The 16,087-nt window shown below is 69.9% G+C and carries 11 protein-coding genes; 7 read left to right on the forward strand and 4 right to left on the reverse strand.

Features of this window, described 5'->3' with window-relative positions:
* Window positions 1-70 precede the first annotated feature (70 nt).
* The 4 genes from AC1DF4_RS02735 to hemL are packed head-to-tail and all read left to right on the forward strand — an operon-like array spanning window position 71 to window position 4,418.
* Entirely contained in the window at window positions 71-985 is a 915-nt protein-coding gene (locus AC1DF4_RS02735; protein ID WP_476911621.1) for a uroporphyrinogen-III synthase, read from the forward strand.
* Entirely contained in the window at window positions 982-1,962 is a 981-nt protein-coding gene (gene hemB, locus AC1DF4_RS02740) for a porphobilinogen synthase (RefSeq protein WP_476911427.1), read from the forward strand. Before AC1DF4_RS02735 ends, hemB begins: the two co-directional genes overlap by 4 nt.
* Window positions 1,962-3,068, forward strand: coding sequence for an LLM class flavin-dependent oxidoreductase (locus AC1DF4_RS02745; RefSeq protein ID WP_476911428.1), 1,107 nt, complete (start codon window positions 1,962-1,964; stop codon window positions 3,066-3,068). The genes hemB and AC1DF4_RS02745 overlap by 1 nt, the downstream gene beginning before the upstream one ends.
* An 18-nt stretch (window positions 3,069-3,086) precedes the next feature.
* Window positions 3,087-4,418: a glutamate-1-semialdehyde 2,1-aminomutase gene (gene hemL, locus AC1DF4_RS02750; RefSeq protein WP_476911429.1), complete on the forward strand. Its 1,332-nt coding sequence runs from the start codon at window positions 3,087-3,089 to the stop codon at window positions 4,416-4,418.
* 109 nt (window positions 4,419-4,527) lie between these two features.
* On the opposite strand, the gene AC1DF4_RS02755 is transcribed toward hemL, so the two are convergent.
* The 4 genes from AC1DF4_RS02755 to AC1DF4_RS02770 form a co-directional block, all read right to left on the reverse strand.
* Window positions 4,528-5,370 carry a MetQ/NlpA family ABC transporter substrate-binding protein gene (locus tag AC1DF4_RS02755; protein WP_224047095.1) on the reverse strand — a complete coding sequence of 281 codons (843 nt, stop codon included), beginning with the start codon at window positions 5,368-5,370 and terminating at the stop codon, window positions 4,528-4,530.
* 164 nt (window positions 5,371-5,534) lie between these two features.
* A complete protein-coding gene (locus AC1DF4_RS02760) occupies window positions 5,535-6,206 on the reverse strand; it encodes a methionine ABC transporter permease (RefSeq protein WP_476911430.1) in 672 nt (223 codons plus the stop codon).
* On the reverse strand, window positions 6,203-7,279 hold the full coding sequence (locus AC1DF4_RS02765; RefSeq protein WP_476911431.1) for a methionine ABC transporter ATP-binding protein: 1,077 nt from the start codon (window positions 7,277-7,279) through the stop codon (window positions 6,203-6,205). Before AC1DF4_RS02765 ends, AC1DF4_RS02760 begins: the two co-directional genes overlap by 4 nt.
* Window positions 7,280-7,612: 333 nt before the next feature.
* Window positions 7,613-8,323: an exonuclease domain-containing protein gene (locus AC1DF4_RS02770; RefSeq protein ID WP_476911432.1), complete on the reverse strand. Its 711-nt coding sequence runs from the start codon at window positions 8,321-8,323 to the stop codon at window positions 7,613-7,615.
* A gap of 151 nt (window positions 8,324-8,474) precedes the next feature.
* Between AC1DF4_RS02770 and AC1DF4_RS02775 the strand changes: the two genes are divergently transcribed.
* From AC1DF4_RS02775 to AC1DF4_RS02785, 3 genes are all read left to right on the forward strand, one after another.
* Window positions 8,475-8,891, forward strand: a complete 417-nt coding sequence (locus AC1DF4_RS02775) for an MGMT family protein (protein ID WP_476911433.1) — start codon at window positions 8,475-8,477, stop codon at window positions 8,889-8,891.
* A 134-nt stretch (window positions 8,892-9,025) separates the two neighbouring features.
* On the forward strand, window positions 9,026-12,286 hold the full coding sequence (locus AC1DF4_RS02780; protein WP_476911622.1) for an ATP-dependent helicase: 3,261 nt from the start codon (window positions 9,026-9,028) through the stop codon (window positions 12,284-12,286).
* Window positions 12,283-15,828 carry an ATP-dependent helicase gene (locus AC1DF4_RS02785; protein ID WP_476911434.1) on the forward strand — a complete coding sequence of 1,182 codons (3,546 nt, stop codon included), beginning with the start codon at window positions 12,283-12,285 and terminating at the stop codon, window positions 15,826-15,828. Before AC1DF4_RS02780 ends, AC1DF4_RS02785 begins: the two co-directional genes overlap by 4 nt.
* The last annotated feature ends 259 nt before the right edge of the window (window positions 15,829-16,087 follow it).

A 16,087-nucleotide genomic window follows, 5' to 3' on the forward strand; every position in this document is an offset into this window, starting at 1 on the left:
CGCCCGAAACGACGAGGTCCGGCACGACGGCGCCCGGAATGATCCGGCCTGCAGCGGGCAGCCCGGCATGATGGCTCCGGGCGCCCGGGTCCTCGTTGCCCGCAGCCCGGACCGCGCGGCGGAGCTCGTGACCGCCTTGCGCGCCGCCGGTGCCGAGCCGCTGCTGCTGCCGCTCATCGATTTCGAACTCGCCAGCGACCAGCACTCGCTGGATGTGGCTTTCGACGCCCTAGGCGCCGGTGCCTACGCCTGGCTGGTGGTCAGCAGCGTGACCACGGTCCAGGCGCTCGAGGCCAAAGCCGCCGAGCGGGGCACAACCCTCAGCAACTGGCTCCCGGGCAGCCTCCTCGTGGCCACGATCGGACCCGCGACCCGCCGTTTCCTGGAAGGCCGCGGAGTCGCCGTCGACCTGGCGCCGACCGGGCAGCAGTCCGGCGCGGGGCTCATCGACATCTGGCCCGCACACCAAGGCAGCGTGCTCCTGCCGCAGGCCGACATCGCCGACCCCCGGCTCCGCCGCGGTTTGGAGGCCCGGGGCGCCTCCGTCCAGGCCGTGACCGCGTACCGCACCGTGGATTACCCGGCCGACCCGGGCCGCAGCCTCGCCGTGTGCCAGCCGGCAGCGCCGCCCGGGGACCCAGCACAGTGGGACAACCGGGCACAGCGGGACAACGGAGCCACCGTGCTCACCCCGGACCAGGCGAAGGCCGAAATCGTTGCCGGCAGGCTGCACGCCGTCGTCGCCGCTTCCCCGAGCGCTGCCCGGCGCATCCGCGAGGACCTCGCCCCGCTGGGCACCTGCCGCTTCGTGGCGATCGGACGTTCGACCGCCGCCGAGGCAGAGTCGCTTGGCCTCAGCGTCGCCTCCACCGCCGAGGAACCCACCGCCTCCGGCCTGGTTGCCGCCGTCATCCGGGCCCTGGCCAGTCAACCGTCCACACCTCATCAGCCCGTCGCCGAGCCCCCAGCAAAGGACACCATATGAGCTTCCCGACCCACCGCCCCCGCCGGCTGCGCACCACCCCCGCCATGCGCCGGCTGACCGCCGAACACCGCCTCTCGGCCTCGGAACTCATCCTGCCCGCCTTCATCCGTGAAGGCCTGAGCGAGCCAAACCCCATTGCGTCGATGCCCGGCGTGCAGCAGCACACCACGGACACCTTGAAGCGCGCCGCTGCCGAAGCCGTGGAGCTCGGCGTCGGCGGCATCATGCTCTTCGGCATCCCCGCCGTCCGCGACGCCGCGGGCACAGCCTCGCTGGACCCCGACGGCGTCCTGAACAAGGCCATCCGGGACGTCCGCGCCGAGGTCGGGGACGAACTCGTCATCATGAGCGACGTCTGCCTGGACGAATTCACCGACCACGGGCACTGCGGTGTCCTCGACGCCAACGGCTATGTGGACAACGACGCCACGCTGGAGATTTACGGCCAGATGGCTGTGGCCCAGGCGGAGGCGGGCGCGCACGTGCTCGGCCCCTCCGGGATGATGGACGGCCAGATCGGCGTGATCCGGCAGGCCCTGGAGGATGCCGGCCACGCCAACACCGCGGTCATCGCCTACGCCGCGAAATACGCCTCGGCGTTCTACGGACCTTTCCGCGAGGCCGTCGATTCGCAGCTCAAGGGCGACCGCCGCACCTACCAGATGGACGCGGCGAACCGCCGCGAAGCGATCCTCGAAGTGGAGCTGGACCTCGAGGAAGGCGCCGACATGGTCATGGTGAAGCCCGCCATGAGCTACCTCGACGTCCTCGCCGACGTCGCCGCCATGAGCCCCGTTCCGGTGGCCGCGTACCAGATCTCCGGTGAGTACTCGATGATCGAGGCGGCCGCCGCCCACGGCTGGATCGACCGCCGGGCCGCGATCACCGAATCCGTGCTGGGCATCAAGCGCGCCGGCGCCAACATGGTCCTGACGTACTGGGCGAGCGAGCTTGCCGGCTGGCTGAAGGAGTCCTGATGAACAACACGACAGCCCCCGGCCCGGCGTCAGGGGCGAACCCGACTGCCCCCGTGGGCCCCGGCCGCATCCTGCTGGGACTGAACACTTTCGGCGACGTGGGGGTCTTCCCAGACGGGCACCCCGTCCCGCACGCCCAGGTGCTGCGGCAGCTGCTGGAGCAGGCAGAGCTGGCGGATGAGGTGGGGCTCCATGCCTTCGGTGTCGGGGAGCACCACCGCCGCGACTTCGCAGTCTCCGCCCCTGAGGTGTTCCTCGCCGCGGCGGCGGCCCGGACCAAGCACATCCGGCTCGGCTCGGCCGTCACCGTCCTCAGCTCCGATGACCCCATCAGGGTCTTCCAGCGCTTCTCTACCGTGGACGCCATCTCCAACGGCCGGGCCGAGGTCATGCTGGGCCGCGGCTCCTTCGTTGAGTCCTTCCCGCTCTTCGGCCTCGACCTGGCCGACTACGAGGTCCTGTTCGAGGAGAAGCTCGAGCTCTTCGACAAGGCCCGGGCCCAGAAACCCATCCGCTGGGAAGGCCGCACGCGCCCCGCAATCAACGGGCTCAGCGCCTACCCGCCGCTGGAGCACCACCTCCTGCCGGCCTGGATCGGAGTCGGCGGGACCCCCGAGTCCGTACTGCGCTGCGCCGAGTACGGCTACCCGATCATCTTCGCGATCATCGGCGGGCAGCCGCGGTCCTTCGGCCCCCTGGCGAACCTGTACCGCGACGCGATGGCCAAGTATGGGCATCCGATGCAGCAGATGGCCACACATTCACCCGGACACGTTGCCGAGACCGACGAGGCGGCGCGGGAGGAGTTCTTCCCGCACTGGCTCGGGCAGCGCAACCTGATCGGCGCCGAGCGCGGCTGGGGGCCGGGCAACCGGGCCGAGTTTGACGCCATGTGCACGCCCGAGGGCGCCCTCTACGTCGGCTCCCCGGATACCGTCGCCGCGAAGATCGCACTGCTGAAAAAGAACCTCGGAGTGGACCGCTTCGACCTCAAATACAGCAACGGAACGCTGCCGCACAAGGCGATGATGCGCTCCATCGAGCTGTTTGGCACGGAGGTGGCCCCCCGGGTGGCCGCCCTGCTGGCGTCTGCGCCCCCGAACTGAACTGAAAGAATAGGAACCATGACTTCCAGCCATCCTCGCAACGAGGAACTCTTCGACCGCGCCCGCCAGCTGATGCCGGGCGGCGTCAACTCCCCGGTCCGTGCGTTCGGCTCCGTCGGCGGGACCCCGCGTTTTATGGTCTCCGCGAAGGGTCCGTACCTGACCGACGCCGACGGCGCCGAGTACGTCGACCTGGTCTGCTCCTGGGGCCCGGCGCTGCTGGGGCACGCCCACCCGGCCGTCCTCGCCGCCGTGCACGCCGCCGTCGACCGCGGGCTGTCCTTCGGTGCGTCGACCCCGGATGAGGCCAACCTCGCCGCGATCGTCCAGGAGCGCGTCCCGGCCGCCGAGCGGGTCCGGATGGTCTCCACCGGCACCGAGGCGACCATGACCGCCGTCCGGCTGGCCCGCGGCTTCACCGGCCGGAACCTCATCATCAAGTTCGCCGGCTGCTACCACGGGCACCTCGACGGCCTCCTCGCCGCCGCTGGTTCCGGCCTCGCGACCCTCGCGCTGCCCGGCTCGGCCGGCGTCACCGCCGCCACGGCTGCCGAGACCCTCGTGCTGCCCTACAACGACCTCGACGCCGTCGAAGCCGCCTTCGCCAAGCACGGCGACAGCATTGCCGCCGTCATCACCGAAGCCGCCCCCGCCAACATGGGCGTGGTCACCCCGGGCGAGGGCTTCAACGCCGGCCTGTCGCGGATCACCCGCGACCACGGCGCCCTGCTGATCCTCGACGAGGTCCTCACCGGCTTCCGCACCGGCTACTCCGGCTACTGGGGCCTGACCGGCGGGGCGGCCGGCGCCGCCGAGCCGTGGGCACCGGACCTGCTGACCTTCGGAAAAGTGATTGGCGGCGGGATGCCGACGGCGGCCCTCGCCGGCCGCGCGGAGGTCATGTACTACCTCGCCCCGCTGGGACCGGTCTACCAGGCCGGCACGCTCTCCGGTAACCCGGTGGCGATGGCCGCCGGCGTCGCGACCCTCACCCACGCCACCGAAGAGGTGTACTCCTTCATCGACGCCCGGTCGCTGGAACTCTCCGCCGCCCTGTCCTCGGCGCTGGACTCGGCGGGCGTGGACCACTCCATCCAGCGCGCCGGGAACCTGTTCTCCGTGGCCTTCGGGACGTCGGCCCGCGGCGTGCACAACTACGACGACGCCCAGGCCCAGGAAGTCTTCCGGTACGCGCCGTTCTTCCACTCCATGCTGGACTCCGGGGTCTACCTGCCCCCGTCGGTCTTCGAAGCCTGGTTCCTGTCCGCCGCGCACGACGACGCCGCGATGAACCGGATCTTCGACGCCCTGCCCGCCGCCGCCAAGGCCGCGGCCGCAGCGAAGGCCTAGGCCCGGAGGCTGCAGAAGCTACGGACGCCGTTACGGCGTCGTCGTTAACTACTTTGGGCACCCGCCGCGGCGGGTGCCCAAAGTAGTTAAGCGGATATTGAACCTGGGACTAGAAAGCCACGGTCACGTCACCGTTGGGCCATTCCTTCTCGATGAAGGCCTTGACCTCGGGGGAGTGCAGGAGCTCGTCGAGCTTCTTGATGCGCACATCGTCCTTGGAGTCTTCGCGCCAGGCCAGGAAGTTCGCGTAGGGGTTGTTCTCCACGGATTCCACCGCGAGGGCGTCCTTGGTGCTCAGGCCGGCCTTGAGGATGAAGTTGCCGTTGATCAGGGCCAGGTCAACTGACGGGTCCTTGAGGTCGTTGATCAGCAGTTCCGGCTGGTTCTCCGAGAACTTGAGCTTCTTCGGGTTCTGCTCGTCAGTCAGCGTGATCACCGAGGAGTCATCTTTGATGTCCTTGACCAGGCCGGCGACCTGGAGGACCTTGAGGGCGCGGACCTGGTTGGACGGGTCATTCGTGATGGCCACCTTGGCGCCGTCCTGGATGTCCTTGATGTCCTTGACCTTCTCGGAGAACGCGGCGTAGGGCTCGATGTGGATTCCTTCGCCGTGCCCGAACTTGTAGCCCTTGGTCTTGACCTGATCTTCGTACCAGGGAAGGTGCTGGTAGTAGTTGGCGTCCAGGGAGCCGTCGCTGAGTGCGGTGTTGGGCGTCTGGTAATCCTCGATTTCCTTGATGTCCAGCTTCAGGCCGGCCTTGGGGGCGAGGTCCTGGTTGATGAACTCGAGGATCTTCGCCTGCGGCACGGGGCTGGCGCCGACCGAGAGCGTGGAAGGCTTGGCCGGATCCAGGGCAGTGACCTGGGCGCTGGGGGTGGACGAACCACCGCAAGCCGTCAGCGCCAGGGCAGTGACAATGCCGGTGGCCAGGAGGGTGAGTGACTTACGCATTGGATGCGTTCCTTTCGAAATAGCTGGATTCACGACGTCGGCGCCGTGGTCCGCGCAGATGCAGAGGGCGGCTACCCGCTGCAGGAGTGGTGGTGCAAGGAGCGGCAGGCCAGCCGGGGTTGGGCCGGGCTGCCGGTGTCAGTGGCCGCTGGAACCAGGAGGCGTCAGCGGTGGTCGAGGCCGCGGGAAATGCGCTCGCCCACCAGCTGGATGACCTGGACCAGGACAATGATCAGCACGATGGTGACGAGCATGACCGTGACATCGAAGCGCTGGAAGCCGTAGTTATAGGCGAGCTTGCCGAGGCCGCCGCCGCCGACCAGGCCTGCCATCGCGGAGAACCCCACGAGGGTGACCACCGTGGTGGTGACGGCCGCGACGAGGGCGGGGAGGGATTCGCGCAGCATCACCTTGTTGATGACCTGCATCTTGGTGGACCCCATCACCTGGGCGGCGTCGATCTTGCCGTGGTGCACGTCGCGCAGGCAGTTTTCCACCAGCCGTGCGAAGAACGGGATGGTGCCGATCGACAGTGACACCGAGGCGGCCACCGGGCCGAGGCTGGTGCCGGTCAGGGCGCGGGCCAGCGGAATGAGCGCCACCATCAGGATGGCGAACGGGATGGAACGGGTGATGTTGACGATCACGTCGCTGAGGATCCGGTTGGTGACCGGCATCGGGCGGAGTCCCCCCGGGGCGGAGACGTGCAGGAACACGCCCAGCGGCAGTCCGATCAGCACGGTGAAGAAGGACGATATCCCCACCATCTGGAGGGTTTCGATGATGGCCTCGGGCAGGGCCTTGGCCAGGACGGGATTGCTGAAGATGTCGTTCATGAGTTACCTCCCTGTTCCCCGTTGGCGAGGACAGCGGCCGGAACGGCAGAGCCGGCGGTGTTGGGATCCTGGGCTGCGGCGGAGGCCGAACGCTTCGCGCCGATGCCGCGCTCGTGCAGGTAGGCCAGCACGGCGTCAGCGTCCGCGGTTTCGGCCAGCTGAACACGCAGGTGGCCGAACTGCTGGCCGCCGAGGGTCTCCACGCTGCCGGCCAGGACGTTGATGTCAATGTCGAAATGCCGGGCGACGCCGGTAAGGACGGGTTCCTTGGCGCTGTCGCCGGAGAACAGGATCTCCAGAACCGGTCCGCGCTGCAGGGCACCGGGCAGCGGCTCGGACGGCGGCAGCGGCAGCAGCGCCTTGGCGAGCTTGCTGTCCAGGTCGCCGGCGACGTCCCGCAGCGCACCATGTTCGACGATGCGGCCGCGGGAGAGCAGCGACACGGATTCGCAGACGCGCTTCACGACGTTCATCTCGTGCGTGATGATCAGCACGGTGAGCTGCAGGCGCTTGGTGAGATCCTGGATCAGGTCCAGGATTTCTTCCGTGGTGGCCGGGTCCAGGGCCGAGGTGGGCTCATCGCACAGGAGCACGTCCGGATCGGAGGCCAGGGCCCGGGCGATGCCGACACGCTGGCGCTGGCCGCCTGAGAGCTGCGCAGGGTAGGCGTCCTCGAACCCTTCGAGTCCGACGAGCTTCAGGAGCTCGGCAACGCGGGTCCGGATCTTGTCCTTCGGAGTTTTCACGAGTTCAAGGGGATGCGCCACGTTGCCGGCCGCGGTTCGGGAGTCCATCAGGTTCGCGTGCTGGAAGACCATGCCGATGCGCCGCCGCGCGGCCCGGATTTCCGAGTCCTTCACGGAACTGAGCTCGGTGCCGTCAATGCTGACGGAGCCCGACGTCGGACGGTCCAGCAGGGTCAGGCAGCGCACAAGGGTCGACTTGCCGGCACCCGAATGGCCGATGATGCCGTGAATGGAGCCCTTGGGCACCGAGAGGGTGACGCCGTCGAGGGCTACCACCTCTTTTTTGCCCTGCTGGTAGACCTTGCGGAGGTCGGTAACTGTGATCATCTATCCCTTGGCGGTTTGGGGTTTGGCGCGTCATAACACATGCCGGGTTCTGAACTAAATTATGTCAGGGGCGCCATTTGGCATCCACTTGCGCATTTAGTTCGTCACAAAGGGTAGATCGGTGCAAGAAATTCAGAAGATCGTCCGGTTGTCCGGGCGGCGCGGCTGTGCGTCCCCGGTTCCCGGAATCCCTGACAGCGGTTTCGGGGCACGGCGGGGCTGGGGCGGGCTGTGATTTCCGTCCCAACGCCTTGCGCGGCGGCGGCCGGGCGCCCCACCCGGGCGCCCACCCGGGCGGGCGCCGGGCGGTGCGTAGGACAAAAAACCGCCGGGCTAGAAGTCCCCGCGGCTCGCGTCCTCGGGCGGAAGGACCGGCCAGTCGCCCTCGATGACGGCGGCGGGCTTGGTCTTGCGCAGGTAGCTCTGGAAATCCGAAGCCTGCGCGGAGGCCCATTCGACCTGGAGCTGGTGCAGGTGGCTGGCCGGCATCCGCAGCTTGGGGAACTTCCCGGCCATGGCGTCGAGCATACGCAGGGTGGCCAGGGCGTCAGCCGCCGAGGTGTGGGCGTTGTCCAGGTTCACCCCGTACTCCTCGCACAGGGCAGTGAGGGTGCGCTTGCCCTTGCGGTAGCGGTCCACCTGCTTGTTCATGATGTACGGATCCAGCACGGGGAAACGGCTCAGCTGCGGCACGCCGTAGCGGGCCGATTCCGCGGCGAGCACGGTGAAGTCGTAGCTGGCGTTGAACGCGATGACCGGCACCCCGGTGTCGAAGAGCTCCTGGAGCACCGCGGCGACTTCCCGCGTCACTTCTGCGGCGGGGCGGCCTTCGCTGCGGGCACGCTCGGTCGTGACGCCATGGATGTCACTGGCCTCCGTCGGGATTTCGACCCCCGGATCGGCGAGCCACTCGTGCTCCTGGATGATCCCGCCCGCGGCGTCAACAACGGTGATGGACGCCGTGACGATCCGGGCGGCACGGGAGTTCCGTCCGGTGGTTTCAAGGTCGAAGGCTGCGCGGGGGAGGGTGTTCCAGGTGCTCATGCTTCAACGCTACCTGCTGCCACCGACGGTAATGCGCCGCCACCCCGTGCCCCGCACGGCACCACCTGACTTGCGGCCGCAGCGGCTGAACCGGGCCGAAGCAGACCTGCGCGGTGGGAGGTCGGCGTCCTCCGGACGCTAGGCTTGTGTCATGCGGATGGAGTATGTGGAAGCGGTGCTGGAAGTGGTGGCATTGATCCCCGCAGGCACCGCGGTGGCGTATGGCGACGTCGCCGAACTCCTCGGTTCCGGCGGTGCCCGGCAGATCGGTTCCGTCATGAGCCACCACGGCAGCTCCGTGCCCTGGTGGCGGGTCCTCAAGGCCAGCGGAGACGCGCCTCCGGGGCACGAGCGCGAGGCCCTTGCCCTGTACCTCCGGGAAGGCACCCCGCTGCTGGGAAGCTATGCCGAGTACCTCCGGGCCGGTGAGGGACGCTGGCGCGTGGACCTGATGGCCGCCCGCTGGGCACCGGGCGATGGCGAGTTCGACAGGATCGACGCGGTTGCCGAACGGCTGGAGCGCTCCTTGCATAAACTGTCGGCCCCCGATGATGAAATGACTGTGTGAGCATCCCCAGCCAGAATCCTGAGTCCGCCCCGCCCACAACACAGCCCACAGCAACACAGCCGACGTCGGGCGCGCCTTCGAAGGGCCGGCCGCGTCCTGCCCGGTCCGGCACCTCGGGCAACTCCGGTTCCGCGCTGCGCCTGCTGCCGCCGCGCAAGCTGCACAGCGCGGTGCCCGTGCTGTCCGCTGACCAGCTCGCCGCCGTCGACGTCCCCCACGGCTCCGGTCCCGTCCTGATCCCCGGCGCGCCGGGGACCGGCAAATCGACGGTGCTCGTGGAAGCCGCCGTCCGGCGCGCACAGCGGGACGGCCTCGACCCCGAACGGATGCTCATCCTCGCCCCCGGGCGCCTCGCCGCCGATTCGCTCCGGGACCGCTTCACCGCGCGGCTGGACCGCAGTCTAAGTACGACGCCGGCCCGCACGTGGGCGTCGTACGCCTTCGACCTGATCCGGCGCGCCAAAGCCGAAGGCATCCTGCCGCTGCCGCGCCCGCCGAAACTCCTGTCCGGCCCGGAGCAGGACCTGATCATCAAGGAGCTGCTCGAAGGGCACGCGCAGCCCGGGCTTGAACTGCCGTGGCCGGAGGACCTGGGCGCGGCCCTGCAGACCCGCGGCTTCCGGCAGGAGGTCCGGCAGCTCTTTGACCGGATCATCGAATCCGGACGGACCGCCGGGGACCTCGTGGTCCTCGCCAGGCGCTGCAACCGGCCGGACTGGGTGGCCGCGGCGGCCCTGTACGCCGAGTACCGCGACGTGCTGGACCTGCGCATGCCGGAATCCTTTGACCCGGCCGGCATTATCACCGCCGCACGCCAGATCTTCCAGGACGAACCTGATTTCCTGGCCGCCGAACGCGACAGGCTCCAGCTGGTCCTCGTGGACGACATGCAGGAGGCCAACCCTGCCGTGTTCGAGCTGCTCGCGGATATCGCCGCGGGCAAGGACGTACTTATCACGTCATCGCCGGACACGGTGGTCCAGGGCTTCCGCGGCGCCCGCCCGGATCTCGTGGCGGAGCTTCCCCGGGTGCTCGCCCCCGCCGGCGGCACCGTCCTCGAACGGCCGCTCTGGACCGCTCACCGCCACACTCCGGCCGTCGCGGACGCCTGGCTCTCCGTAGCCGGGCGGATCTCCCGCCGAGCAGGCGGGCAGTCCGCGCGTCGGCTCGAACAGCCCCGGGATTCCGGCCCCGCCGGCGGCACGGTGGAGGCGCACCTGCTGCCGTCACCGGTGCACGAACTGCGGTACGTGGCGCAGCGGATCTTGGAAGCCCAGCTCAACGACGACCGCGAGCTCGGTGACATCGCCGTGATCGTGCGCAACGGCGGCCAGCTCAGCCAGCTGCAGCGCTACCTCGCCGGCCAGGGCATCCCGGTCCGGATCCCGGTGGCCGAATCCGCGGTCCGGGACGAGGTCGCCGTCCGGCCCCTGCTCGACGCCTATGCCGTGGCCCTGGACCCGGCAGTGCTGACCCCCGAGGCGGCCGTGGCGCTGCTGACCTCGCGGATCGGCGGGGCCACCGCGATCGAGCTGCGGCGTCTGCGCCAGTCGCTGCGCCGGGAGGAGCTCCTGGGCGGCGGCGGCCGCACCAGCGATGTGCTCCTCGTCGAAGCGCTGCTCGAACCTGGCGCGCTGGCCACCCTCGGCATCGAGGGGCACTCCGCGCGCCGGATTGCCCGGATGATCCAGGCCGGCCGGGACGCGGCCCACGCTCCCGGCGGCAACGCAGAAACGGTGCTGTGGGCGCTCTGGAGCTCTACCGGCCTCGCCTCCCGCTGGACCGAGGCGGCGCTGGCCGGGGGAGCGGCCGGGGCCCGGGCGGACCGGGACCTCGATGCCATGATGGCTCTCTTCCACACCGCCGAGCGCTTCGTGGACCAGCTGCCCGGATCCGGACCGGAACAGTTCCTCGAGTACCTGCTCAGCCAGGAACTCCCGATGGACACCCTCGCCGCACGGGCCCAGTTGGAGGACGCCGTGGAACTCATGACACCGGCCAGCGCCGCCGGACGGGAATGGCCCGTGGTCATCGTCCCCGGCCTGCAGGAGGGCGTGTGGCCCAACACCCGGCTCCGCGGCGAACTGCTCGGCAGCACGCTGTTCGCCGACGCCGTCGAGCACGGCGTGGACTATGCCCTGCAGCTGGACCCCCTCAGCCGGCTGCGCGAAATCCGCTATGACGAACTGCGCAGCTTCTCCACCGCCGTGTCACGGGCGCAGGAGGTGCTGATCTGCACCGCCGTGTCCTCGGAGGACGAACAGCCCTCCTCGTTCCTGGATTACGTGGCGCCGCTGGACCCGGACCAGGACCGGCGCGGTTTCACCCCGGTGGAGCGTCCGCTCACCCTGCGCGCCCTCGTCGCCGAACTGCGCCAGTACGCCCAGCTCGACGCCGACGTCCCCGAAGCGCTGGAAGCCGGCGCCGTGCTCGGTGCCCTGGCCGCCGCCGAGCCGCCCGTCCCGGGCGCGCACCCCGCGAGCTGGTGGGGCCTTGCGCCGCTGTCCACCGAGGAGCCCGTCGTTCCCCCGGGCGGCACCGTCTATGTGTCGCCGTCGAAAGTGGAAACCGTGCAGAAGTCGCCGCTGGACTGGTTTGTCCAGGCGGCCGGCGGCGAGGCCGCCACCGACTTTGCCCGCAGCCTGGGCACCCTGGTCCACGCCATCGCGCAGGACCTGCCGGATGCCTCCGGCAGCGAATACGTGGCCGAGCTGGTCCGCCGCTGGCCGGCGCTCGGGATGAAGGACAACTGGGAAGGCAAGCTGGACTTCCAGCGCGCCGAAACCATGGTCCGGAAGCTCGCCCAGTACGTGCTGGTGATGCGCAGCGAGGGCCGGTCCCTGGTGGGCGTCGAGCAGGACTTCGAAGTGAAACTGCCGGACGTTGCGGCCCCTGCCCGCAGCGCCGCCGGCGATGGCGACACCGCCGCCGACACCGAGGGCGAATCGTGGCCGGCCCGCCCGGCCGTGCTCCGCGGCCAGGTCGACCGGCTGGAGATCGACGCGGAGGGCCGGCTCGTCGTCGTGGACCTCAAGACCGGCAAGCGGCAGCCGGGCAAAGCCGATCTCGAGCGGCATCCGCAGCTTGGCGCCTACCAGGCGGCCGTGCTGGCCGGGGGATTTGCCGGCCCCGACGACGGCCCGCCGCCGCTGCCCGGCGGGGCCGTCCTGGCCCAGCTCGGCACCACCACCAAGAGCCCGGGCGTCCAGGCCCAGGCGCCGCTGGATCCGGCCGAGAACTGGGCCCTCGACATGGTGGGCGATGCCGCCCGGGTCATGTCCGGAAGCACTTTCGAGGCCCGCCACGATCCGTCCAAGGGCGGCCACGGCGGCCACGGCTGCCGCCTTCCCGAAGTCTGCCCGCTGTGCGTGCGGGGAAAGCAGGTCACCGAATGAGCGCCGAGACAACGGTTCCCGGCGGCGTGCCCGCCCCTGCCTCCGCCCTTCCCGCTCCTAGGTTCACCCCCGAGCAGCTCTCCACCATGCTGGGCGAGAAGAACAGCCCCACCGCCGAGCAGTCGCTCATCATTTCCTCGCCGCTGTCGCCCCGGCTCGTCATTGCCGGCGCCGGCTCGGGCAAGACCGCCACCATGGCCGACCGCGTTGTGTGGCTCGTCGCCAACGGCTGGGTCCGGCCGGAAGAGGTGCTCGGCGTGACCTTCACCAGGAAAGCCGCCGGGGAGCTGGCCACCCGCATCCGCGCCAAGTTGGCCGCGCTGCAGCGCATCGCCGCGGCCGACACCCAGAACCACGTTTTCCCCGCCGGGCTGCTCAGCACCGACGCCCTGGAACCCAAGGTCTCCACGTACCACTCCTACGCCAGCGGGATCGTGTCCGACTACGGTCTCCGGCTCGGAGTGGAACGGGACGTCGTGCTGCTCGGCGGCGCCCAGTCCTTCCAGCTCGCGAGCGAGGTCGTGGAGGCGTTCGACGGTGAGTACGAACACTTCCGCGCCGCCAAGTCCACGCTGGTCAAGGCCGTCATCCAGCTCGCCGGCGAGTGCGCCGAACATCTCCAGGACCCGGCCGGGGTCCGCGGCTGGCTGCTGGACCGGGTGGCCGAATTCGAGACGCTGCCCTATCTCGCCACGGCCAAGAAGAACCCCAGCCAGGCCGCGGGCGAGCTCAGCGGGCTTTTGCGCACTCGGGCCAGCGTCGCGGACATGGTCGGCCGCTACACGGATGCGAAGCGGGCACGCGGCGCCCTGGACTTCGGCGACCTCGTGGCATTCGCCGCCCGTGTCGCCAACGAGATCCCGGTCGCCGCGGAAACCGAACGCCAGAAGTACAAAGTAGTGCTCCTGGACGAGTTCCAGGACACGTCACACGCCCAGCTGGTCCTCTTCTCCCGGCTGTTCGGCGACGGCCACGCGGTCACGGCGGTGGGGGACCCGAACCAGTCCATCTACGGGTTCCGCGGCGCCTCCGCCGGCCAGCTCTTCCACTTCGTCCGCGAATTCCCGGTACGCCTTGCCATAGGCGAATCTGCAGACGAATCTGCCGACGGCGGCGTTGCCGCGTCCGGCGCGTCCGGCGCGGACAACACCGCGCGCTTTGCCGTGGCGCCGACGTCGTACCTCACCACCGCGTGGCGCAACGGCCGGAACATCCTCGCCGCCGCCAACGTCATCTCGGCACCGCTCAGCCAGGCCGCAGCCCGGACCGGCCCGGCCGGCGAACGCGACACCGCCGGCGGCGTCGAGGTGCCACCGCTGCAGCCCAGCCCGGCCGCGGTCCAGGGCCGCGTGCTGATGGGCCGCTTTGGCACCGACGAGGACGAGGCCGCAGCCATCGCGGACGACGTGCTGAAGTTCCGGGTGACCGACTTCGACGGCCCGGCAGCGGAGCCCGAGCCTCCGGCCATGGCCGTGCTGTGCCGCCGGCGCGCCCAGATGGAATGCATCCGCCGCGAGTTCGAGGTGCGCGGGATCCCGTATGAGATCGTTGGCCTTGGCGGGCTCCTGGACACTCCCGAGATTGTCGACCTGGTCGCGACCCTCCGGGTGCTGGCCGATCCGGGCCGCTCGGACTCGCTCATGCGCCTGCTCGCCGGGGCGCGCTGGCGGATCGGCGCCGCAGACCTGATGGCCCTGCGGGACTGGTCCAGCTTCCTTGCCCGGCGCCGCGGCCGGCCCGGCAGCCCGGACGACGCCGCCGCCGACGACGACGGTGCGGAGGCTGCGGTAATCGAGGGTGACCTCACCGACGCCGCCAGCCTGGTCGAGGCCCTTGACTGGCTGCCGCGCGAAGACTGGACCTCCGCGCACGGCCGCCGGCTGAGCCCCGAGGCGCTGGAACGCCTGCACCGGCTCTCGGCCGAGCTGCGGCAACTGCGCGGCTACATGGGCGATGACCTCACGACCCTCCTCGGCGAGGTGGAGCGGGCCATGCTCCTGGACATCGAAGTGGCCGCACGGCCCGGAATCAGCATCCACCAGGCCCGCCGCAACCTGGACGCCTTCCAGGACGCCGCAGCCGGGTTCCTGTACACGTCGCAGCGGGTCGATGTGCTCGCCTTCCTGGCCTGGCTGGAGGCAGCAGCCGCCGAAGAGAACGGCCTTGACGCCGCCGCGCCGGAAGTGAACCACGAAGCGGTGCAGCTTCTGACAGTCCATGCCTCCAAGGGCCTGGAATGGGACGTGGTGTTCGTGCCGGGGCTTAACGCCGGAGCCTTCCCCAGCAGCCGGGATTCGCGCTGGAGCAGCGGCAGCGCCGCGCTGCCGTGGCCGTTGCGCGGGGACCGCGCGGACCTGCCGCAATGGGACCTCGACCACCCGGACCAAAAAGGCTGGCTCGACGCCGAGAAGGAGTTCAAGTCCGCGGTGCAGGTGCACGGCGAGGCCGAGGAACGGCGGCTCGCCTACGTGGCCTACACCCGGGCCAAACACGTGCTCTGGGTTTCCAGCGCCGCCTGGGTCGGCTCCCGCGCCGGCATGGCCGACATGTCGCCCTTCCTGGCCGAGCTCGAGGTTCTTATTCCCGACGGCGCCGCCGGGATCCACCCCCAGTCCGTCAGTGAGGAATCGCTGCCGGAAGAGAGCCCGCTGACCTCGGAACTGGAAGTGGCCGGGTGGCCGTATGACCCGCTCGAGGGGCCAACCGATCCGCGCACGGGAGCCCGGCTGCGGCTGGTTCCGGGCAGGCGTGCGGCCATGCAGTCCGCGGCGGCGCGCGTGCTGGACTCACTCGACTCCGGAGTGCTCCTGGCCGCCGCGTCAGAGGCAAGCGTCACTGATCCGGGACGGCGCCGGCCCTTGCGCGGCCCGGCCGGCGGCTGGGCGCTCGAGGCCGCGACCTTGCTGGAACGCCGCTCCCGCCGCACCCTGGTCCAGGATGTGCACCTGCCGGGCCACATCTCCGCGTCCACCCTGGTGGATCTGGAGGACGACGCCGGCTCCGTCGTCGCCCGGCTGCGTCGCCCGGTCCCGCGGGAACCGGGGATGTCCGCCCGCAAGGGCACCGCTTTCCACGCCTGGGTGGAGGAGTACTTCGGCACCGCCGGCATGCTGGACCTCGGCGAGGCGGCAGGCTCCGATGACCATATCGACGAGGCCTACGGACTGGACACCATGGTGGAGACCTTCCGCCAGTCCGAGTGGGCCAACCGGGCCCCGGCCCACGTCGAGGTGCCGGTGGAGACCCGGATCGGTGACGTCGTGGTCCGCGGCCGGATCGACGCCGTCTTCCGGGATGCCGACGGCGGCTGGGACCTGGTGGACTGGAAGACGGGCCGCCGTCCGTCCGCCGCCCAGCTCAAGACCAAAGCCGTGCAGTTGGCTGTGTACCGGCTGGCCTGGGCCCGGCTCAAGGACGTTCCCCTGGACCAGGTCCGGGCAGCGTTCTACTACGTGGCGGACAACCAGGTGGTCCGCCCGCACGATCTGGGCTCAGCGGAACGGCTCGAACAGATCGTGGCCACGGCCCTGGGAGCAGGCTAGCGGGACTTCGCCTCGACCACCGTGAGAGCGGTGGTCGACGTGTCGTCGGCAGCGCGCGCCTGGTCTGCAGGGGCCACCGCGGCTGCATCATCGGCCTGAACCGGGCCGTCTGCCTGAACTGCACCGTCTGCTTGATCGGCGCTGTCTGGCTGAACTTGACCGTCTGCCTGAACTCCACCGTCTGCCTGAACTGCGGCGATCGACTGCGTCGAGGTGTCTTCGTCGGACTTCTTGTCGGCGGCCGGTTCGTCGACGGGGA

The sequence above is a fragment of the Arthrobacter sp. 05N429 genome, from assembly GCF_056397045.1.